This is a genomic window from Sulfurimonas sp. (assembly GCF_041563035.1).
Lineage (GTDB): Bacteria > Campylobacterota > Campylobacteria > Campylobacterales > Sulfurimonadaceae > Sulfurimonas.
This window is the reverse complement of record NZ_JBFFNS010000009.1, coordinates 1-21,366: the sequence shown is the minus strand read 5'-3', so window position 1 is coordinate 21,366 and position 21,366 is coordinate 1. Positions and strand designations below refer to the sequence as shown.

General features: G+C 34.1%; 20 protein-coding genes and 1 pseudogene. 5 read left to right on the top strand and 16 right to left on the bottom strand.

Annotated features, from left to right (window positions below; all coding sequences use genetic code 11):
* Positions 1-1,269, bottom strand: coding sequence for a bifunctional phosphopantothenoylcysteine decarboxylase/phosphopantothenate--cysteine ligase CoaBC (gene coaBC / locus ABZC13_RS07570; protein WP_373001964.1), 1,269 nt, complete (start codon positions 1,267-1,269; stop codon positions 1-3).
* Positions 1,270-1,391: 122 nt separating this feature from the next.
* On the opposite strand from coaBC, the gene ABZC13_RS07565 reads away from it, so the two are divergent.
* Entirely contained in the window at positions 1,392-2,501 is a 1,110-nt protein-coding gene (locus ABZC13_RS07565; protein WP_373001962.1) for a multiheme c-type cytochrome, read from the top strand.
* A 24-nt stretch (positions 2,502-2,525) separates the two neighbouring features.
* Here ABZC13_RS07565 and ABZC13_RS07560 read toward each other — a convergent pair whose 3' ends face one another.
* The 8 genes from ABZC13_RS07560 to ABZC13_RS07525 form a co-directional block, all read right to left on the bottom strand.
* Complete coding sequence (locus tag ABZC13_RS07560) at positions 2,526-2,717, bottom strand: hypothetical protein (protein ID WP_373001960.1); 192 nt, start codon at positions 2,715-2,717, stop codon at positions 2,526-2,528.
* Between the two features lie 59 nt (positions 2,718-2,776).
* Positions 2,777-4,000 carry an ADP-ribosylglycohydrolase family protein gene (locus ABZC13_RS07555; RefSeq protein ID WP_373001958.1) on the bottom strand — a complete coding sequence of 408 codons (1,224 nt, stop codon included), beginning with the start codon at positions 3,998-4,000 and terminating at the stop codon, positions 2,777-2,779.
* A 16-nt stretch (positions 4,001-4,016) separates the two neighbouring features.
* Entirely contained in the window at positions 4,017-5,228 is a 1,212-nt protein-coding gene (locus tag ABZC13_RS07550; protein ID WP_373001955.1) for an EAL and HDOD domain-containing protein, read from the bottom strand.
* A 64-nt stretch (positions 5,229-5,292) separates the two neighbouring features.
* Positions 5,293-6,492 carry a class I SAM-dependent rRNA methyltransferase gene (locus ABZC13_RS07545; protein ID WP_373001953.1) on the bottom strand — a complete coding sequence of 400 codons (1,200 nt, stop codon included), beginning with the start codon at positions 6,490-6,492 and terminating at the stop codon, positions 5,293-5,295.
* Positions 6,489-8,099 carry a YcaO-like family protein gene (locus ABZC13_RS07540; RefSeq protein WP_373001951.1) on the bottom strand — a complete coding sequence of 537 codons (1,611 nt, stop codon included), beginning with the start codon at positions 8,097-8,099 and terminating at the stop codon, positions 6,489-6,491. Before ABZC13_RS07540 ends, ABZC13_RS07545 begins: the two co-directional genes overlap by 4 nt.
* The gene (locus ABZC13_RS07535) at positions 8,099-8,734 is read right to left on the bottom strand and encodes a helicase-related protein (RefSeq protein WP_373001949.1); all 636 of its coding nucleotides are present in this window, start codon (positions 8,732-8,734) and stop codon (positions 8,099-8,101) included. The genes ABZC13_RS07540 and ABZC13_RS07535 overlap by 1 nt, the downstream gene beginning before the upstream one ends.
* Before the next feature lie 71 nt (positions 8,735-8,805).
* Positions 8,806-9,867 carry an ADP-ribosylglycohydrolase family protein gene (locus ABZC13_RS07530; RefSeq protein WP_373001947.1) on the bottom strand — a complete coding sequence of 354 codons (1,062 nt, stop codon included), beginning with the start codon at positions 9,865-9,867 and terminating at the stop codon, positions 8,806-8,808.
* A 181-nt stretch (positions 9,868-10,048) separates the two neighbouring features.
* Positions 10,049-10,285 carry a PleD family two-component system response regulator gene (locus ABZC13_RS07525; protein ID WP_373002078.1) on the bottom strand — a complete coding sequence of 79 codons (237 nt, stop codon included), beginning with the start codon at positions 10,283-10,285 and terminating at the stop codon, positions 10,049-10,051.
* Between the two features lie 240 nt (positions 10,286-10,525).
* Between ABZC13_RS07525 and ABZC13_RS07520 the strand changes: the two genes are divergently transcribed.
* Positions 10,526-13,498: a CheR family methyltransferase gene (locus ABZC13_RS07520; protein ID WP_373001945.1), complete on the top strand. Its 2,973-nt coding sequence runs from the start codon at positions 10,526-10,528 to the stop codon at positions 13,496-13,498.
* Positions 13,495-14,772 (top strand): ATP-binding protein, encoded by a 1,278-nt coding sequence (locus tag ABZC13_RS07515; RefSeq protein WP_373001943.1) that lies wholly within the window; start codon positions 13,495-13,497, stop codon positions 14,770-14,772. Before ABZC13_RS07520 ends, ABZC13_RS07515 begins: the two co-directional genes overlap by 4 nt.
* A 62-nt stretch (positions 14,773-14,834) precedes the next feature.
* Here ABZC13_RS07515 and ABZC13_RS07510 read toward each other — a convergent pair whose 3' ends face one another.
* Positions 14,835-15,497 (bottom strand): helicase-related protein, encoded by a 663-nt coding sequence (locus ABZC13_RS07510; RefSeq protein ID WP_373001941.1) that lies wholly within the window; start codon positions 15,495-15,497, stop codon positions 14,835-14,837.
* Positions 15,498-15,586: 89 nt separating this feature from the next.
* On the opposite strand from ABZC13_RS07510, the gene ABZC13_RS07505 reads away from it, so the two are divergent.
* Positions 15,587-15,733 carry a hypothetical protein gene (locus tag ABZC13_RS07505; RefSeq protein WP_373001939.1) on the top strand — a complete coding sequence of 49 codons (147 nt, stop codon included), beginning with the start codon at positions 15,587-15,589 and terminating at the stop codon, positions 15,731-15,733.
* A 54-nt stretch (positions 15,734-15,787) separates the two neighbouring features.
* A complete protein-coding gene (locus ABZC13_RS07500; protein WP_373001937.1) occupies positions 15,788-16,585 on the top strand; it encodes an ion transporter in 798 nt (265 codons plus the stop codon).
* Here ABZC13_RS07500 and ABZC13_RS07495 read toward each other — a convergent pair.
* The 6 genes and pseudogenes from ABZC13_RS07495 to ABZC13_RS07470 form a co-directional block, all read right to left on the bottom strand.
* The gene (locus ABZC13_RS07495; RefSeq protein ID WP_373001935.1) at positions 16,565-17,881 is read right to left on the bottom strand and encodes an MATE family efflux transporter; all 1,317 of its coding nucleotides are present in this window, start codon (positions 17,879-17,881) and stop codon (positions 16,565-16,567) included. The two genes, ABZC13_RS07500 and ABZC13_RS07495, sit on opposite strands and share 21 nt — an antisense overlap.
* Positions 17,882-17,896: 15 nt before the next feature.
* The gene (locus tag ABZC13_RS07490; RefSeq protein ID WP_373001933.1) at positions 17,897-18,748 is read right to left on the bottom strand and encodes a L,D-transpeptidase; all 852 of its coding nucleotides are present in this window, start codon (positions 18,746-18,748) and stop codon (positions 17,897-17,899) included.
* Positions 18,749-19,066, bottom strand: coding sequence for a hypothetical protein (locus ABZC13_RS07485; RefSeq protein WP_373001931.1), 318 nt, complete (start codon positions 19,064-19,066; stop codon positions 18,749-18,751).
* Between the two features lie 53 nt (positions 19,067-19,119).
* A complete protein-coding gene (locus ABZC13_RS07480) occupies positions 19,120-19,371 on the bottom strand; it encodes a hypothetical protein (RefSeq protein ID WP_373001929.1) in 252 nt (83 codons plus the stop codon).
* 91 nt (positions 19,372-19,462) lie between these two features.
* Entirely contained in the window at positions 19,463-20,926 is a 1,464-nt protein-coding gene (gene thiI / locus ABZC13_RS07475; protein WP_373001927.1) for a tRNA uracil 4-sulfurtransferase ThiI, read from the bottom strand.
* Between the two features lie 57 nt (positions 20,927-20,983).
* Positions 20,984-21,366 (bottom strand): annotated as a pseudogene (locus tag ABZC13_RS07470) (tellurium resistance protein TehB); the annotation flags it as partial.

Below are 21,366 nucleotides of genomic sequence, written 5' to 3'. Positions count from 1 at the left end.
TTACAGACTCTTCGCATGATTTAAGATATCAAAAGACAGATTCAGTTTATCCGCATCTGCTAGTGATTCGATCTTATCAGGTGTTATAAACTCTATCTTATTTCTGTCACTTCCAAAACTAGAAGAATCTTTTAAGATGTTCAGGCACACTGCATCTACCTCTTTGGAATCTATCATCTTTGAAGCATTTTTCATTGCGACTTCCTCGGCCATTTCAGCTTTAAAGCCTACTGTAGTGATTCCATTTTTGTCTATAGAGTTTAAGATATCTACATTTTGTTTTAAACTGAGCTCAAATTTCTCACCAAGCATCTCTTTTTTCAGTTTTCCATCTTGTACATACTCAGGAACATAGTCACTAACGGCAGCAGCCATAAAAAGATATGGCTGTTTTTGAATCAGGTGTATTTGCTCATCTCTCATTAGAGAGGCTTTTGATAATTTACCTTTTTTAGCGATACGAATAGAGTCAGTTAAATATTCCAGCATCTCATCAGTAGTCTCAACATCAATAGTATGCATTTCTTGTGGAATGTTGTCTTCAAATCTGGTAGCGATTAGATTTACATCAGCACCTTTACAATAAAGTGCCGTAGCAAGGGATGAAGCCATTTTTCCGCTAGAAAAGTTTGAAAGGTAACGAACATCATCGATTTTCTCGATTGTTCCTCCTCCTGTGACTATAACTCTTCTGTCCGTCCAAAATTCTTCTTTTAAAAGTGTTCTCGCAGATTGCCAAAATATATCTATCGGCTCTGCCATAGCACCATCACCGGTAGTTTTACATGCAAGTTCTTTAGTTTGAGTGGCTACAGTCTCATAGTTGGCGATAGCAAGCATTTTTAGGTTACCCTTAGTTATTGGGTTCTCTATCATGTTTGTGTTTGCAGAAGGTGCTATAATCTTCGCTCCAGGAAATGCAAGTGCGCATTGAAGCAGCATATTGTCAGCTATAGCGTTTGCAAGCTTTGCAACAGTGTTTGCAGTTGCAGGAGCTATAACAAAAAGATCTGCCCACTCAGTAGTTTTTATATGGTTGTGATCATTAACCCAAGATTCATTGGTGTCATCTAGTACTTTATTTGAAGTAAGTGCCTCAAAGCTAAGAGGAGTAACAAACTTTTTAGCTGCTTCACTCATTACTACTTTCACATCAGCTCCTGCTTTAACAAAGAGTCTGACAAGTTCAAGAGATTTATAAACAGCAATAGAACCAGTAACTCCTAAAAGTATCTTTTTGTCTTTAAGTAAGTCTGATGGAATAAGCATAAAATCACCTTGGTTAAATATTGAGTGGATTATACCAAATTAATGCTTATTGACGTAAATCAAGTTAACTTTTTCAAACTTAGATAAAATTTCAACTTATAATAATTAAAAGGATTGTTTATATGAAGACTTTACTCTACATCTTAGCTCTTAGTTCAATACTCTTTGCATCTGCCGATTCGGCTGATACTGCAACTTGTAAAAAGTGTCATCCGACTATTGCTGCTGAATTTCAAAGTTCAATGCATAAAAAATCATCTATATATGATGATAAAATTCATAAAGCTGTATGGGATAAACACCCTGCAAAAGCAAAAGGTGACTATAAGTGTGCGAAGTGTCATACACCAAACGCTACTACTGAGAAAGAACAGCATGAAGGAATAACTTGTATTAGTTGTCATACCATTAAAAGTGTTGACAAACATGCAAAGGCAAACAAGAATGTATATTCTAAAAAAGATAAGACTTTTTACTCTGCTGAAGCGGGTAGAGAAGGCGAAAAAGTTGAATATAAAAAAACAACATCATGGTGGGGAAATAAGACTACAGTCGGTTCAGCATATCACGATATAGACTATACAAATGAGAACTATTACAACGGTCAGATGTGTATGGGATGTCACTCTCACAAACAAAATTCACATGAATTCTCCGTTTGTACAACAGATGAAGCAGGTGCTAAAGAGAAAGACTCAAACTGTATCACTTGTCATATGCCAAAAGTAGATGGCACGGCCACAACAGTTAGGCTAAGTAAACAACATGCTTTTCATGGTTTTGCGGGTGCAAGAGTTAAACCTGAGATGCTAAGTAAGTATATTGAATTTTATTTTAAAAATGCAAACAGAGGTTTTGAAATTACTGTAGAGAATAAAGCACCTCATAATCTTATGACTCATCCTCTAAGAGTAGTGCAATTAAGAGCTACTCTGATAAGAGAAGCAAAACAAACTGATCTAAAAACTCATACTTTTGTAAAAATAATCGGCAAAGACGGTAAACCGGCTATGCCTTGGTTAGCAACAGAAGTTGTAAAAGACACTATGATCAAAGCTAATGAAAAAAGAGTTGTTAAGTTTGATGAAGCGCTACAGAGTGGTGATAAAGTAGAAGTAGTTCTTGGTTATTTTATAGTAAACCCTAAAGCTCTTGAAAAATTGAATCTTCAAGATGAAAAAGAGATTACTAAGTTTACGGTACTAAAAAGTAAACACTTTAGCGTAGAATAATAAGGAAGTAAGTAAAGCTAGAAGTTACGCTGAGTAACTTCTACGTTGAGTGTCTCTCTCAACACGCTCTTTTACTTTTTTCAAAAGAGGCATTTGCTCAACAGAAGTATCTTTCATGAGACACTTTTCTTTAAAATCTGTCTCAACACAGACAGTTTTTGAGAAGCCACAGTACTCATCGTGTTGACAAGAATCATTATTTTTAAAAGTTGACATTATTTGCCCTTATCTTAAGTTCTAAGTATTATATAATTATTTAAGTAAATATACAGCTACTATTCACAAAACTTAACAAATTTATCAATTTCTGTGTTTATATCTTCATGATTTTTAAGACCTATTTTTAAATATTGTGGTATTTCTTTTGTTGAAGCACCGGCTAGAAGACCAATTATCATACCTCTATGTACATTATCTCCTCCGGCATTTGCATTATCAAGAAGAGAAGATGTAAAATCAAATTTATTTTTATATAAAAAATAATATATCAAAGGCACACCGTGCTCTGGATAGCAGGCAGTTGCAAATCTATTTGTAATCATACTCTCATCAGTTGCATCTGAGAGTATTTCACTTAAGAACTCATCTGAATACTCTGTATGAATTTTCCACATCTCATCTTTTGGAATATTTCCCGGTCCATGAGCTTCAAAATATTTTTTTGAGAGATCTTTACCGTGTATTTTAATAAGTGGAATCTCTTTTATCGACTCATCTAGAAGCTTTAGTGGGTCATTACCATTTAGAAGATTATGAAGTAGTGGAACTAAAGTGCCGAGTGCTGAAGATACATTTTGTGAACTATGAGTTAGTTGTTGGTGACTTACAGCTATACCTAAACCTTCGTAAGAACTCTTGGCAGTAAGAGCTAAAACAAGTGGACGGATTATTCCGCCATGAGAACCTATTGACCATCTGTTTCTTTGGCTAGGTGCGCACAATTCCGGTGCTACTCCTTTTGAATAGTTTTCAAACCAATCTCGTATATATATCTCTAAATATGGATCGTTGTTAGCATCTACGTCTGTCATATACTCTATAAAATCACTTAAAAACTCACTCTGTTCGTAACCTTCATTTTTTATGATTGAGCGCATTAGGACTCTTACTAGATTTGCTCCGAGTGTATTTTCTCCAGCTTTTAGACCATGATGGTAGTGGTACCTTTCATCAAGGGAAGGCATCAGATTTGCATGTTCACCTGAGTGTACTTTTGTGTGTATATCTAGGTGGCTGTATGTTGTGTTGTAAAATCTTGAATGTTTGTGAAGTATATCGTATGGGCGATGAAGTCTATTTGCACTTTCTATATCTGGAGAGTAAGTGTTTCCAACCATAAAAGATTCATGATGTGGATGCAGAGCGTCGTTGTAACCGGTGATTTTGCCAAAGTCTTTTTTTATGTATTCACGTTTATAGTACCAATGTACCGGCATACTAAGGGCATCTGAGATAAAGAGTCCCCAAAGTGCATTTTTGACTTGGGTTACATCTTTCATAGAACATCCTTTAAAACTAAAGTTTACTATCGTCTATATCAACTCCACCGTACTCTAATGTGTAAATCAGATCAGTAGTATGTAATTTTTCAAAATTAGCCAACATAATCTTTTTTAAATATTCTTTCTCTGCATCTTCTGCTCTAAGCAGACTACCTGCAAAAATACCTTTTTTTTCTAATACCAAAGAAGTGATATCGTGGTCCATATTTATATGATTCATCAACTCTTTAATATCTGTCTCAAAAATAGAACTTAGCATCGAAAACATCCCCGCCAAATAGGCCTTGTCTTTTTGTTTAGGTTGAGCTTCTGCTTCCATTCTTTCTGCTCTTTTTATAGCAAGTGAAAGTATTGTCTTAGAAGCAGGATTTTGTGAAGCTTCAGAGTATAGATAAACCATCAACCACCTTAATAGTTTTTCTCTACCCATAAGAGTGATTACTTGCGTTATAGATTCTACTTGTACATCAAACTTTTTAGAGTTATTGAAAAATTGGACAAGCTTGAAAGAGAGGTCAGGTTGTTTTTTTATAAATGATTCTATTTGTTCAGTAGTGTCGTTATCTTTAATAATTTTAATAAGTTGGAGAATAATGACTTGAGCAGGTTCTTTTGAGGCTATTATTTCCATTATCTCAGGTTTATCTAGATAGTAACCTTGAAAATAATCAAACCCCATCTGTGAGTATTTTGTAAAGTCTTCTTTAGTCTCAATATTTTGAGCTAAAAGTTTAATCCTAGTTCCTTTAAACTTCTCTTTTACTTTTTCTAGGTTTGGAAGTTCTGATAGGACAACATCCATTTTGATAATATCTATAAAGTTAAAGAGTCTGCTAAACTTTTTAATCATCTCAGCGCTTGAATCAAAATGCTCAAGAGAAAATTTAAAACCTCTTTTTTTGTACTGAATGATTTTGGCGATTATATTTTCATCTAATTCAATGTCTTCTAGTATATTCAAAATAAATCGTTTATTATCTAAAACATCCAGAATACCTTTTGTTAATGTTTGAGCATCTACATTAATAAAGGCTAAGGTTCTTTGACCCAGTAACTTATCAAGTTCAGTACTGCTGATAGAACTAAGGATTAGTTTAGCAGTTCCTTTAACGCTGCAAGAAAGACTTGCTGCATGGTTCTCACTATCTCGAAAAATAAGCTCGTAAGCAAATAATTGGTTTTGATTATTAAATATTTTTTGTTTAGATATATTAATTATATTCATTTTCTATATCCTTGATTTTCAATATTATATCATCTTATAAAGACTACCTTATTAAAAAAAGTAATTATTTTGTTTTCCTGATAATCATTACTTTAAGATAGTTTCCATCTTTATACTTATCATTTACTCTAAAATCTTTTGGCAGGGAGAAGCTCTTTTCTACTTTATATTTCCCGTTTAACTCTTTAAAAGCTTTAAATACAAAGTCACTGAATGTCATCATACTAAAGTTTGAAGCATTTGTTGAAGCAACAATAACGCCATTTTTATTGGTTATTTGGATAGCTTCTTTTAAAAGTTTTACATAATCTTTTGAAGCACTGAATGTATGTTTTTTAGACCTTGCAAAACTAGGAGGATCAAGAACTACCAAGTCAAATAAAAACTTTTTTCTTACAGCATATTTGAAGTAGTTGAAAACATCTTCAACTATAATATCTTGAGCAGACGAATTTATATTGTTCACTCTAAATTGTTCTTGTGTTTTACTAAGGCTTCTTTTTGCCAGATCGACACTTGTGGTCTTTTTTGCACCACCAAGGGCTGCAAAAACAGAGAAAGCTCCCGTGTAAGAAAAAGTATTGAGTACTGTTTTGCCCTTTGCGTAGGTGTCACGTATTGTTTTTCGTACATCTTTTTGATCTAAAAAAACTCCGACCATAGCTCCATCATCCAAGTATATGGCGAAGTTAGCTCCATTTTCTTTTACGATTATAGGAGAGTCGGCTTTTTGTCCACAAATGAAATCATCAGCATCATCGAGATATCTTCCTTTAGCATCAAATCTCTTTTTTTGATAGATTCCTTTATACTCAACTAATGATTTAAGAGCTTCTAAAATTTCTTCTTTAAGCTCATATATCCCAATTGAGTACCAAGTCAGCATATAAAATCCGTCAAAATAATCAATTGTTAAGCCGCCGATTCCGTCACCTTCACCATTGAAGACTCTAAAGGCTGTAGTGTTTTCATCTTTAAAGAAACATTCTCTGTACTCTATCGCAGACTTTATTTTCTTTGAAAAGTAAGTAGCATCTATAGATTCATCTGCATCGCAAGATAATACCCAACCATAACCTTTGTTCTGGATGCCGTAATAACCTTTGACAATGAACTTTCCTTTGGCATCTACAAGGTTTAATACAGTGCCTTCATCTGTAGCTCTGCTCCAGTCAACGACAGACTCTTTTGAAATTAGCGGGTAACCATCTTTATAATCAGTTATAAATTCCGGCTTTACCGTTAAGTCTATTTCGTTTTTCATGCTTTTTTACTCTCTAGGCGGTCATACATAGCCAGCATATTATGATAGTCACTATGAAGTGTTGTATCTATAAGAGAATCATCACCGTCTAATATTCGCAAGGCTTTTTGAACTTTTTGCTGCGTGAAAATATTATACATAGCATTTTCATATTCTTGGAAGTCTAACTCTAACTCTTCCATACGAGCAAGTTCTACAATAATATGTCCAAGTCTGTTATCTGAATATTCAAGCAGCTCAAGAGCTTCATCATACTCACTTAGTAAGAGAAGTATTTGTGCTTTAAACTCTCTCATTGTGAAATTGTTTTCAAATATAACACCAATATATTTTTCCATATTTAGTGAATCTTCAAGCGATTCAATACTTATCATAATATCTTGAGGGTCATAATCAGTGAAGTTTAGAACCATATCGCGAATCTCTTTGCCATTGTTCTTGTTGTTGTATACCAAGTCTTCTATCGGATATACTTCAGATACACCAGGGACTATCATTTGACAAGAGTAAAAACCAAGATAGTTATATTCTCTTAAGTAACTCTCTTTTTTCATCTTGTTTAAAATATTCATTAGATAGTCGTACTCCTGCTCGCTTGTTTTACCGGCATAATCAAAAGCACAATACTCAAAGCTTTTTTTAGTACTTAAAAATCCAAATCCAAGTTTCCCGTTTGAATCTATAAAATGAGACTCTAGGTTAAAACTATCTGCAACTATACTCATATCAAAAGTCGGTATTTCAAATGCATCTAGGTTTTCTAAAGAACGTCCTTGCATAAGCTCTGTCATAGTTCTCTCTAACGATACTTCTAAAATCGGATGTGCTCCAAAAGATACAAAGAGAGTGGAGTTCTCTGAGTTTATTAGTGAAATAGCAGTAACAGGAAACTTTCCGCCAAGTGATGCATCTAGTACTTCGACAATGTAGCCTAGTTCTCTAAGTGCAACTACATCTTTATAAACCCTTGGAAATAACTCTACAACTTCTTGCGGAAATTTTGGAAGAGAGTATCCATTTTTAATGATCTCTATTTTTGCGTAACGTTCAAAGATCTCACTTAAAGCTTGAACTTGAGCTTCCATCGGTGTATTTCCAGTTGCCAAGCCATTGCTGACATAGAGATTACTTAATATGTTTAGTGGGATATATACTTTTTCTTTAGTTGAGTGTTTTATAAAGGGAAGAGCGACAACCTTATCTTCATAATCACTGTTAAAGTCAACTAAGTCATCGTCACTTAGTTGTTTGTCTGGATTGTAAACTTCACGTAATTCATCATTTAAGTAGTCTTCGCCAAACTCAAAAGCAACTTCATCAGGATAGTATTTTCTATTTGGAAGATAAAAGTCAATAAAAAAGTTGTTTGTCTGAAGTCTCTCAATATACTCACCCAAAGCACTGGCTATAGAAGCATCTGAGACTATTCCTTTTCCGTTTGAGTATATATGTCTTGGTGATTCAACTGAAGTAAGGTTTACAGAGTAGCAGTTTTCTAGAGGATGTTTTTGTTGTGAAAAAGTTGTCTCACATCCTACATCTGAGAGTACTTTTCTCATCTTTTTTATTGACTCTTCTAGCGGTGCATTTTTAGATAGTAGATTCATTAATTATTATCTTGTTCTGATTTCTTTTTTGCTTTTTGTTTACGATGGCGTGGTTTCTTTTTTTTGTCTTTAGCAGGTTTTATATCTTCATTAGGATTTGATGGTATAAAGTTTTTAACGTCTTTTTGAGGAATATCCATCTTCATCATTATCTCAATATTGTTAAGTGTTGATTCTTCTTCAGGAGTTACAAAAGAGATAGATTCTCCTATCTCATCAACATAACGAAGACGCATGAAATAATCATCTTCCATTGTTGGGAGTTCGTAATTTACCATAACTTGTATATTTGTTAATTCAAGTGATTTGAAAATCATATCAGTAGTAATAAGTATATTTATTTTAGAGCTATTAAAAGCTTGAGCTGCTTCATGCAATTGTGCTAGTTTATGGTTTCCATGAACAATCATAGCTTTTATATCATGAGCCTCAAGGTATGTACTCAAATCATTAGCTGAGCGCTTGCTTCTTGCAATTACAACAGTTTGCTTAGTTTCACTGTTTTTAATAAATTGCTCAAACATAGAAGCTTTGTCTTGTTTTGTTACTAGATGAACTATTTGTTTAGTTCTTGCACCTACGCTGATATTGTCATAGTATTTTTTTTTGTTAGTTTTTTTAAGTTGCTCAGACATATAATTGATTCCTTGAAGATTTGAGGAAATTATAGCTGAGTCCACATAAAAAGACGGTTTATGATACGAGGTTATTTAAGTAGTGGAAGAGTACCTAGCATATCTTCACAATAATCCCACTGATCAAGTGTCTCTTTCCATTCTTTTGGAATAGCATCTATACCTTTGTATGCACCAAGGACCATACCGATTGCTATAGCTCTTGAAGCGTTGTCCCCACCAACCATAGCGTTAGATTGAAGTGCTTTTTTAAGCCCATCTTCTTCGTTCGCATACTTAAGTATGAAGTACACAGCCCCAGGAAGTGTTCCCTCAGTCGGACTTGCTTTTCCTACTTTTATAGGCTCTGAGCGACCTACATCCCATAATCTAGCCATACTAGTAATTGCCAAATCATCAGCAAACTGTTCCTTGTAAAGTGCTGAGTTTTCATTTGTAGCTTCTTTTACCTTTGCAATAGCCTGAGAGACTTTTTCACTAAAAAATCCACCCATGTCTACAGCTACCATTTGTATGGCATCTGATGGGCTTATACCGTTTATTACCCTATGAGTAACACGAGCAAAAAATTCTCCACCGCCAAGAGCATGAACATCCTTATGGGTAAACATGCTCTTTCTTGCCACATCTATTATCTCGCTCTCACTGTCATAGTAAGCGTGTGCTGCAACATGACGAATAGCCATAGCGTTTGAGATTCCACCTAGACGTTCAACAGGTACACCTTGTTTTACTTGTGCATAAGTCTCTTTTGTCATAGTGCATATCCAAGAGCCCCAGTTGTTTTCAAGTCTCTTCATCCAGTGTGGAATCATGTTAGCAACATTAAAAGGTCTTGGAGTATCGGCAATTGCCGCCAGATGCTCTAAGACTAAGATATTGTAATCACCATAGTCAGTAGTTCCACCGGCTTTTTTACCCGGATGGTAGTTCCTCTCGCCCCAGCCGATACCATGAGTCTGTCCACCCATCATCTCTCCTGGTGACATAAACTTCTCTATAGGTTTTTCACCATAAGCTTCATATATTTTTTTGGCATCATATTCATAATGACTACCCAAGCAGAGTGCATCAGCAACTATAGCACCGAAAAAAGTACCTTTGATTTTTTCTTCTTTTGTAATATTACTCATAATCTATTCCTATTATTTTTAGCAATTGTATCTAGACAATATTTAATGTTACTTGTCAGTTTTTAAAATGTCTTTTTGTTTAGGAATATTTAAGAAGTGCTTATTTAGACATCAAAATCCATAATTTTAACTATGGAACCTTTCTTTGTCTCTTTCTCAACCCTGGCTAGCATCTCTTCAGTTACAAATGGTTTGAGATATAGTCAGATGCTCCAAGGTTAAATATCTTTTTTATAACATTAGGTTTTGTAGGAGATGTAAGAAAGATTACCGGAATATTTTGAGTTTTTTTGCTTTCTTTGAGTTTAGTTATCGTCTCGTAACCATTCATAATTGGCATCTCTATATCTAAGATTATAAGATCAGGTTTGTTGTTAATGGCTTCAAGAGCTTCTTTGCCATTTGTAGAAGAGTTGATTATGTAGTTTTTTGGTTTTAAAACATTTTATAGCCCAAGATTCTGTAAAACTAAAATATTACAAAAGTATACTTTCAGTTCAAAGTAAGGAAAAATAAACTATATTTATAAACAAGTTTTTAAAGACTAACCTCCAATTATTATTCATATTTTTTCATATACTTCTGTAAAAAAAGTTAAATATATGATATAATTTGTTAAATATTTATGTCATATATTTAAATATAAGTGGAGATTGTTTTGCCCAAAAGAAAATCTAATAGTAAAGAAAAAAATACTCAGCTAAATTTCCCTATAGTTGGAATAGGTGCTTCAGCTGGTGGCATCTCAGCGTTTGGAGCTTTTTTTTCTGCTATACCTACAGGGATAGACCCAAACATGGCTTTTGTGCTGGTTCAACATCTTGCACCTGATCATAAAAGTATCCTTACAGAGATTATCCAACGACATACAAAAATGAAAGTTTATGAGGTTGAAGACGGAATGGAAGTTCGTCCAAACTGTACCTATATTATCAAACCAAACTACGACATGGCATTTATAAACGGAAGACTTCAACTGCTTGAGCCTCCGACTCCTAGAGGTCACCGTCTTCCTATTGACTTCTTTTTTCGCTCTTTAGCTCAAGACCAGCATGAAAAAGCTATAGGTATTATACTTTCAGGAACAGGAAGCGATGGCACGCAAGGTGTTAAAGCCATCAAAGAAGAAGGCGGAATGGTGATTGCCCAAAAGCCAATTTCAGCAGAATATGACGGTATGCCAAGCAGTGCAATTTCTACCGGTTTGGTAGATTTTGAATTGCTACCTAATGAAATGCCAACTCAGCTAGTCTCTTATGCTACACATGCCTTTCACTTTAGAAGTAAGGATGAATTAACTATTGATCAAAAGCATGAAAACGAACTTAATAAAATATTTATAATACTCCGTTCAAACACGAGGCATGATTTTTCACAGTATAAGTTAAACACTATAAACCGTCGTATTGCAAGGCGCATGGCGTTACATCAGATTGAGAAGATAGGGGAATATGTAACATACATTCAACAAACACCCTCGGAGATAGATGCTCTCTTTCAAGAGCTTCTTATAGGTGTGACAAATTTTTTCAGAGACACAGATGCATTTAAGTCTTTAGAGAAAATCATTCCTAAACTCTTTATTAATAAATCCATAAACGACACTATTAGAGTATGGACGGCGGGTTGCTCAACGGGTGAAGAAGCGTATTCTATTGCTATTCTTATCAAAGAACACATGTTAAAGATTCAAAAAAATTATACTGTTCAGATTTTCGCTACTGATATTGATCCAATAGCAATAGCCAAAGCACGTGCAGGCGTATATCCTACAGATATTGCTTCAGATGTTTCCACTGACAGATTATCACACTTTTTTAAATCAGAGTCAAATGAGAACACTTATCAAATTAATAAAAATATTAGAGACATGTTGATTTTTTCTGAGCAAGATCTCATAAAAGACCCACCTTTTTCAAAAATGGATCTTATTAGTTGCCGAAATTTACTTATATATATGAATGCAAATCTGCAAAAAAAGGTCATCCCTTTATTTCACTATGCTCTCAATCCTGGTGGGATTTTATTTTTAGGAAGTTCTGAAACAATAGGTGATAATGAGAACCTTTTTTCTTTGATAGATAGTAAATCAAATATTTATGAGCGTAAAGAGCATTTTAACCATAGGCATAACATCAATATGGGTAAAATCTTCCCTAATACTGATACCTTGCGCTCAATAGAACCGCAGGTAATTAAAAAAGAAATTTCTTCATTGAGGTTACCATTCAAAGAGTTAACAGAACATGCACTGCTTGAGTATGTTGTAAACGCTGCTACACTTGTAAATGATAAAGGAGATATTTTTTATCTTCACGGTCATACAGGAACATATTTTGAACTGCCTTCTGGGGAACCGAGTGTAAATAACATTATTAAAATGGCGCGAAAAGGGTTAAAACGCGGAATTAGTGTTGCCCTTCACAAAGCAGTTCAAACAAAAGAAACCGTACATAGTTTGGGATTAAAAGTAAAAGTAAACAAGAACTTTGTAAAAGTAAATATAGCAGTTGTTCCAATTAATGAAGATAGTGTAAGAACACAAGAATCTCAACTTTATTTGGTGATTTTTGAAGAAGTTTTTATCTCCGAAGAGGAGCAAATAAAGTTTGCTTCAAAGGAAGGAAGCCTTTCAGAATCAGAATCAGAAAGTAAGATAGATATACTCACTAAAGAGCTTCAAGAGCAAGAGGATTTTCTAAAAACTGCCAATGAGCAATTAGAAAATTCCAACGAAGAACTAAAATCTTTCAGTGAAGAGTTGCAATCTATGAATGAAGAATTACAGTCTAGCAATGAAGAACTTGAAACTTCAAAAGAGGAACTCCAATCTGTAAATGAAGAACTTTCAACCGTAAATACTGAGTTGCAGATAAAAGTTTCGGATTTATCACGCTCCAATAATGATATGAACAACCTTTTAGCAGGTACAGATATCGGAACAGTGTTTGTTGACGAACAACTATGTATACTTCGATTTACCCCGGCACTTACAAAAGTCATAAACTTACTTCCAGGAGATATAGGACGACCACTCAACCACATAGCCTCAAACTTAGTTGATTATGACAAACTAAAAGATGACATTCAAAATACTCTGGACACTTTAATTCCAAAAGAGATAGAGGTCCAGACAACAGATGGCAATTGGTTTATGATGCGAATCCAACCATATCGTACATTAGAAAATATCATAGAAGGCGTCGTCATCACCTTTGTGGATATTACACAAATCACAGAGATGAAAAAGACTTTAAATAAAAAAAATAATGAATTGATGAGAATGGCAACTATCATCATAGATTCAAATGATGCTATTACATTACAAGACTTAGAAGGAAACACTCTGGCATGGAATCCAATGGCTCAAAAAATGTATGGATGGAACGAAGCCGAAGCACTTAAGATAAATATCAAAGATAGAATACCAAATGACATGACAGATGAAGAGTTGGAAAATATTAAAAAGCTGAGCAAACATGAAATTATAAAACCATATATGACCAAGAGAAAAACAAAATCTGGCTCTATAGTTGATATTCTGCTCATATCCACAGCCCTAATCAATGAAGATGGAGAGTTGTATGCAATTGCTACAACAGAGCGTGAAATAAAAAAAGAGTCTACATGATTAAGAAAAAAACTTCTGAACTGTCTCTTCGAGAAAAAGCTGAAGAGATATTTTCTGAAAATGTTGACAATTCCATAGACTTCTCGACCAAAGATGAAAAAACTATAATACATGAACTTCAAGTGCATCAAATTGAGCTTCAGATGCAAAATGAAGAACTTTTATCAACTCAGAATGAGTTAGAAAAAACTAAACAACGATATCTAGATTTATACAATAAAGCACCAGTAGGATATTTTGAATTAAATCATAATTCTATAATTCAAGAAGTTAATGATACAGCTTTAAAATTATTTGATGTCAAATATAGTGATATTGTAAATGACGTTATCACAAAATTTATTTTTATAGATGATCAGGATGATTATTATCTGTTTAGAAGAAAATTTAAAATTTTAAATAAGCAGCACTCTATTGAGCTGAGAATGTCAAAGAGTGATGGTACTACTTTTTGGGCATTATTGGAAACAAGTTTGAATGAAGATGATTTTACAAATGATGTTTTTAGACTTGTTATTCATGATATTAGTGATAGAAAAGAATATGAATCTGAGTTAAAACAAAAAGATGAGATGCTTATAGTGCAAGCTCGTCAAGCAGCTATGGGTGACATGATCGCTATGATTGCTCATCAGTGGAGACAGCCGATATCGATTATTGGAATGATATGTAATAATCTAAAACTTGATTTAGGACTAGGTAATAAGGTAACACCAAAAGAACTAGAAATATATTCTGATGATGTTCAAGCTCAGGTAAAATATTTATCTCAAACGATTGATGATTTTAGAAATTTTTTAAAAAGTGACTTTCAAAAAGAGAATATTTCAGTGTGCGATATAATGAATAGCACTATGAATATGATTAAAAAAAGTATAGAAAATAATAATATAAAAGTTGAAATAGATTGTGACTGTATAAATAATTTAGAAATAATACAAAGTCAACTAAATCAAGTTTTTATAAACATTATAAACAACGCTAAAGATTCTTTGCTTGAAAGCAATACAAAAGATCCAGTAATATCAATAACAATTTATGAAGATGAAGAATTTATAAATACTGAAATATGTGACAATGGCAAAGGAATTGCTGCACATATATTGCCAAAGCTTGGTGAACCTTATGTCTCATCAAAATCTAAAAATGGTACTGGTCTTGGTCTTTATATGTCTAAAATAATTGTTGAAGAACATATGAATGGTACTTTAAAATGGAAAAATCTTGACAAAGGTGCTTGTTTTACAATAATGCTCAGAAAAGAGAAGCATTAAATTAAAGAAAAGCTTATTAATGTCTTTTTATTTAGGATATTTAAAAAAGTTGGATTAGAAACTTACTCGCTTTGAGTAGTCTCTTCTTGTTCATCTTCTTTTAAAGTGTCTGTTTTTTTCTTTTTATTACGGTGACGAGGTTTTTTCTTTTTATCTTTTTTTGTCTGAGTGTTTTTTGCGTCAAATTCCGTAGCTACAAAGCCTTCAACTTCTTCTTCTGGAATCTCCATTTTCATTCTCATTTCTATGATTTGCAGAGTAGATTTATCATCAGGACCTACTAATAATATAGACTCACCAACTTCATCAACATGATCTAAACGTACAAAGTACTCTGGATATTCAATAGGTAAGTCGTAATTAACTATGAGTTGAATGTTGGTAAGCTCAAGAGACTTTAAAATCATATCAGTAGTGATTATGATATTTAGCTCAGATGAGTTAAAAGCTTTTGTGGCTTCTTCTAACTGCACAGCTCTATGGTTTCCATGTACAGTAAGAGCTTGGATGCCCTGAGTTTTAAGGTGTGAGTGTAGAGCATCTGCATTGCGCTTACTCTTAGTTACAACTACAGTCTGCTTATTTGGAATGTTTTTTATTATCTGCTCAAACATAGCAGCTTTGTCGTGTTGTTCTACGAAATGGACTACTTGTTTAGTTCTTTTACCAACACTAACATTGTCGAAATACTTTTTTTTACTAGGTTTTTTTATTTGCTCAGACATCTAATTCCTTGGAAGTTTGAGCGAATTATAGCCTATTTTTAACGCTCCCTTAAATGAGTCTATGTTAAAAACTAACTAAAGGTTATAAATTGTATAAAACAGATATAACTATCCATCATATATTTACGTCACCGAAGCATCGCTACTTAGAACTTTTTACACAAGAGAAGCTTGATGAAGATATATTAAGACCACTATCTCAACCTAGAATCCCACAAATGATATCAAATATTTAATGATTTATATTTCTTTGATAAAATCCGCTTCAAATATTATATTTAAGGATTTTAATGCAAGAAAACATTAAAAATTTTGTTGAAAATAGTAAATTCCAAAACTTCATAATAGCTCTAATTATTATCAATGGTATCACTATGGGCTTTGAGACATCAAAAGATTTTATGATGAGTTATGGTTCTGTTATTCATATCTTTGACAAGCTGGTTATTACTGTATTTACTATAGAGATCATGCTTCGCATCTACGCTCACAGAATGTCATTTTTTAAAGATACATGGAGTCTGTTTGACTTTGCTATAGTAGCTGTTTCTCTGATGCCTTCAACTGGAGGATTTGAGATATTTAGAATACTTAGAGTATTTAGACTCTTTAGGCTTATAACGGTAGTTCCTCAGATGAGAAAGATAGTTATGGCTCTTGTGAGTGTAATTCCTGGAATGCTCTCTATCGCGGCACTATTGATGTTGTTCTTTTACATCTTTGCCATCATGGCAACTCAGCTTTACAGCGAGAGTTTTCCTCTTTGGTTTGGTACACTCGGAGAGTCTTTTTACACACTTTTTCAGATTATGACTTTAGAGTCTTGGTCTATGGGAATAGTAAGACCTATCATGGAAGTGCATCCCTATGCTTGGACGTTCTTTATACCGTTTATATTTATGGTAACATTTATCATGATAAACCTAATCGTAGCTGTGGTAGTAGATGCTATGGCTGAGATAAATAAAGATGAGACTAGCAGTGTTGTAGATGAACTTCATGTTCATGAGGACAGTACTACTCTACAGCTAAGAGAGTTGCACTTAGAGATTAAAGAGTTAAAAGAGTTAGTGAGAGAGAAGCTTTAGCTTCTTCTCTGAATACCACCACAGATATATGGCTGAACTAAAGATAATCAAGTCCAATCCCACCCACATAGAAAATATTCCAAAATCAAAATAGCTTAAAGCACTAAACACGATAATAGGAGCGATTAGTTGTCTGTAGACACTTACTGGAAAGATAACGGCCGGTTTTGCTATACCTTGAAGCATCCCTATATAGACAAAGATAATTACAAACCCATAGGAAGCAAGTCCGGCAATACGAAGATATAATGCAGCTTGTTTTATAACTAAAGGATCAGATGTCATAAGTGAAGCTAAAAACTCTCCAAATATAAAAAACGATGCCACTCCTAAAGTAGATATCATCCATCCATAACCAATTGCAAGTTTTACGGTCTCAGGAATACGACTAAAAGTTTTAGCTCCATTGTTTTGAGAAATTATGGAAAGAACAGCGATATTTATCCCAACTACAGGCATAAGAAAGATTTGCTCTATTCTCATTCCTATACCAAATGCTCCAACTGCTTCTTTACCAAAAGGTGCTACAAAGTAAGTGATGATATACATACCAAATGCCATCATAAACATATTTATACTTGGTGGAAAACCTTGTTTTAGAAGCTCTTTCATTATGTCTATATTTAGCTTTAATTTACTACAGCCACACCAGATTTTTGTTCTTCTAACTTTGTAAAAGAGATATATAACCGTAATTCCCTCAGATATAAGTGTCGCATAAGCTATAGCACTAACACCTAATTGAAACTCTATTATGAAGATGTAGTCTAAAAATACATTCAAAATAGCAGTGAAGATCAAGATATTTCTAAATGATATGGTGTCACCGGTCGCATTTAATATAGCATTTAAAAAGAAAGCTACTATGAAGAGAAAAGATCCATACAAGATTGGATTGATGTACTCGTAAGTTTCAGACACATAAGAAGGATCACCAAGTGCATCTACCAAGTAAGGAACACCTAAAATACCAATTGTAATTAGAAATATAGAAAGAATAACTGCAAATACTAATGAGTTTAGAACAGTCTGTTCGGCTTTTGCTATGTCTTTTTTCCCAAAAGCATTTCCCACTAGAGAAGTTACTGCCTCACTCATACCAATACCTATAGCCAAAACCATAAAAAATATAGATCCTGACAAGGAGAGTGCAGCTAGAGCTTGAGTAGATATCATCCCCGCAAAGATAGTATCTGTTACATTAAACATTGTGTGAAAGAAGTAGCCTATGACAGCAGGTACTGCAAGTTTTATAATATGCTCTTTGATGACACCTTGTGTCAAGTCTATATGCATTGAGATTATCCTTGGCTAATAAACTTTGTTTAAAATCAGCATATATTCGCCTGCCAATTCATGATTTTTAGGTTCTACCGGCGGTTTTTTATATGGATGTATCCATTTCTTTCCATTGTACAGATTTTTGAAAAAGACTAGGTTGTTATCTAGATAAAGATTCATGTCACTGCTCATACGTATGCATCCGTGTGACTGAGGAGTTCCCAGTGGAGCCGTACTGATATGTGCATGCATGGCAAACTTTAGTTTGTCAGTTATCAGTCTCCATTTTTTAGGGTCTTTTATCTTTGTGTTGTTCGCATCAAAAGAGTTGTAGCGAATACTTTTTTGCTCGCCAAAGTAAAAGACAAAGCTGTCTTTTTTACCGTATGGCATCGTTATGTTGTCTTTGTAAGTCTCACCGTCGGAACGCCAACCGCTCTTTATGTTAAAAAAGCCGGCAGGTGTCTTGAAGTAATGGTCATCTCCATTTGTGACTTCTTTTTCTCTTTTTATGTTTCCACTGGATATAAAGTCAAAGCCTATAGGGTAGAAGTCTTTAGCCTCATTGTCCCATAAAACAACTATGAGTACTTGCTTGGAGAGATCCACTAAAGTCAAAAACTGCGAAGAGGAGAGATACTTACGTTTTTTTGAGAGTTGTATTTTAGCTTTTTTCCAGTAGTAGTTATAGACACGAAACTTTTTAGCTCTTTTTTTGACGGCTTTGTCTACTAAAGATTTTTCATTATATTTTTCATATAGTGGTTTTAAAACTACCGTATCGTGAAAATCTTTTTGCATTTTTTTTATGTCAAATGATGAAGCTTGTAAAAGTGATGATAAAAATATAAAGAAGATAAAAGACTTTAAAAATATTCTCATCTAATTAAAATCACCTTCTAAGTCTATGGACTTTGTTACACTAAGCTGCTGGTCTTTGTACCATTGTGTAGTCTCAATACGGGGAAATACTTCACTAATTATTTTAAGTGGTGTGTCATCCCAATCGTTTGTATTTTTAGAGATATTCCAGTTGAGTTCACTCATAATATATGAAAATATTTGGTTTAAGATGTTGTAAGAAGGTTTTAAAGCTTCCTTATCGTTATCTTTTTCATTTTTTAGTACGGATTTAACAACTTGTTTTCGTAGGTCTCTTGAGTAGTGCTCTTTTAGTGCATCTATGATTTGTTCGTGCATAACATGTAACCTTGTAGATATTTTGCGTATTGTACACTATCCAAATAAAACTTTTAATGAGTCCTGATTTTACCTCTTGGATAGTCTTGATTGTTGGTTGGTATTTCTCTAGTCCAGTCTGCTTTTTGGTAAGCTTTAGGTGAAAACCTAGAGTCAACAGACTTTTTGGATTCATCTTTTGTAGTCTCTTGCTTAGCTTTTGGAACTTTCATGGAACTTCCACATTTTCCAGGAACATTCTGCATCTCTTGCGCACTAAGAATTATTGCTCCAAATAAAAGCATCAATAGTTGTATAGTTTTCATAAATAGCCTTTTAATGTTTATTGAGACTATTGTACTTAAAGCATTTTTATTAAAGTTTAAAAAAAAAGAGCACCCTGAATCTAGGGCGTTATTATAAAGGTCTGTAAACCCTGACATTTTTACTTTTTTTGGCATCTCTTAAGTATTGTGCGTGTAGCTGGCTCATGATGCCTTTTTCACAGTAGAGAAGATACTCTTTGTCTTTTGGAAGTTTGTCAAACTCTGTTTTTAGTTTATGAAATGGTATTTTGATAGATTCACATGATGTCTGTATACACTCATCTTCAGCGCGAATATCTATAACCACATAATCACCTGAGTCTAAGTCACTTACGACTTCGATAGCAGCTAGGTTACTAACGTCATCTACAACTTCATCTACATAGATGGATTTAGCATCTTCTACAGCTTTATCAAGTACTCTATAGTCGAACTTTTTAGCCTCTTTTTCCATGCGCTTAAAAGAGCCGTGAATGATAGGGTTTTGTGAAATAACACCACAATACTCAGGCATACTCTCTGCAAAGTGTCGTGTTCCTATGTCGTCTGCAATAGACATGATGTCTGGTTTATTCATAGTTGAGAGTGGACGCAGTATCAGTTTGTTGCTTACTTGGTCAATTATTGCAAGATTTCTAAGCGTCTGAGAAGATACTTGTGCAACACTCTCCCCAGTTAGAAGTGCGTCTATCTCAAGTTCATCAGCTATCTTCTGGGATGCCATAATCATTAGACGTTTAAGTGTCACTCCCATATATGTTGGTGCAGTAGAGCGAAAAATCTCAGTAAGAACATCATCAAAAGGTACAGATATAAATTTAACCCTATGAGATGAACCAAACTTAGACCATAGATACAATGCTACTTGCTTGACTCCTATCTCATGTGCCATACCGCCAAGGTTAAAAAATACAAAATGCGTTTTTATTCCTCTTTTCATAGTCAGGTAAGATGCAACAGTCGAGTCAAATCCTCCGGACATCAAAGATAAAATATCGCCTTGTGTCCCGATAGGAAAACCGCTTAGACCTTTGTACTTTGTAGTGATAATATTTAGCTGACTCTCTATCAGTTCCATCTTTACAGTTACTTCCGGATTGTGAAGATCAACACCCTTGGCATCTGTATGTGCTAGTAAATAACCACCTACAGTTCTCTCAAGTTCAGTGGACTTAAAACTATGTGTACCGGTGCGTTTTGCTCTAACTGAAAAAGTTTTATTCTTCAGGCTGTCACCTACGATTTCACCAACTTTGTTTTTTATCTTGCTTAGGCTGTCCATATCATCAAACTGTAGCACTTCAAGTACTTGCTCGATTCCCGGAGTGTTTATAAGAACTATTCTTACTTCTGAAAGCATGTCGACAGGTGTTAAGACTTCTATTTTGTCAGAAAACTTTCTTACTTTGATGTCAGCGTGAATGCGCTCTAGTAAAGTGATAAGGTTTGTGTAGAGTTGTCCTACCATTTGTCGTTTTGCCGAAGAACCTTTAATCATGATCTCAGGGAAAAATTTTAGGATGAACTTTTGTGTTTTACTTGATGAATTTTGCACGATATAGCCTTGTTTTATATAGATGAAAGTATATCATATGAGATGTTTGCAGTTTTACTAGTTTGTCTTTTTCGCAACTACTACCTGTTTTTTCATCTTGTATATCTCATAGTCTTCATTTTCAAACTCATCATAGTAGAGAATATCCCATGAGTCATCTAGAATCTCTCTCAGTTCTTGGCTCTTTAGCAAGTTGTTTTGGTCTGATTGTTTTTCATTTCCATCACTTACCATGTATGTCTCAACAAAAAGTATTCCCTCTTTTTTTAGTGCTTCCATGGCAGATGCCAAAACTGCTCTGTCAAGAAAGTTAGCCATAACGATAAGGTCATAGTAGTTTTCTTTGATTTTATGAGTATCTAAATCAACTTGAGAAGCGTTAATTTTAGAGATAAGGTTCTTTTTCTGCGCATCAGATTCCAGTGCTTTTATGGCAATTT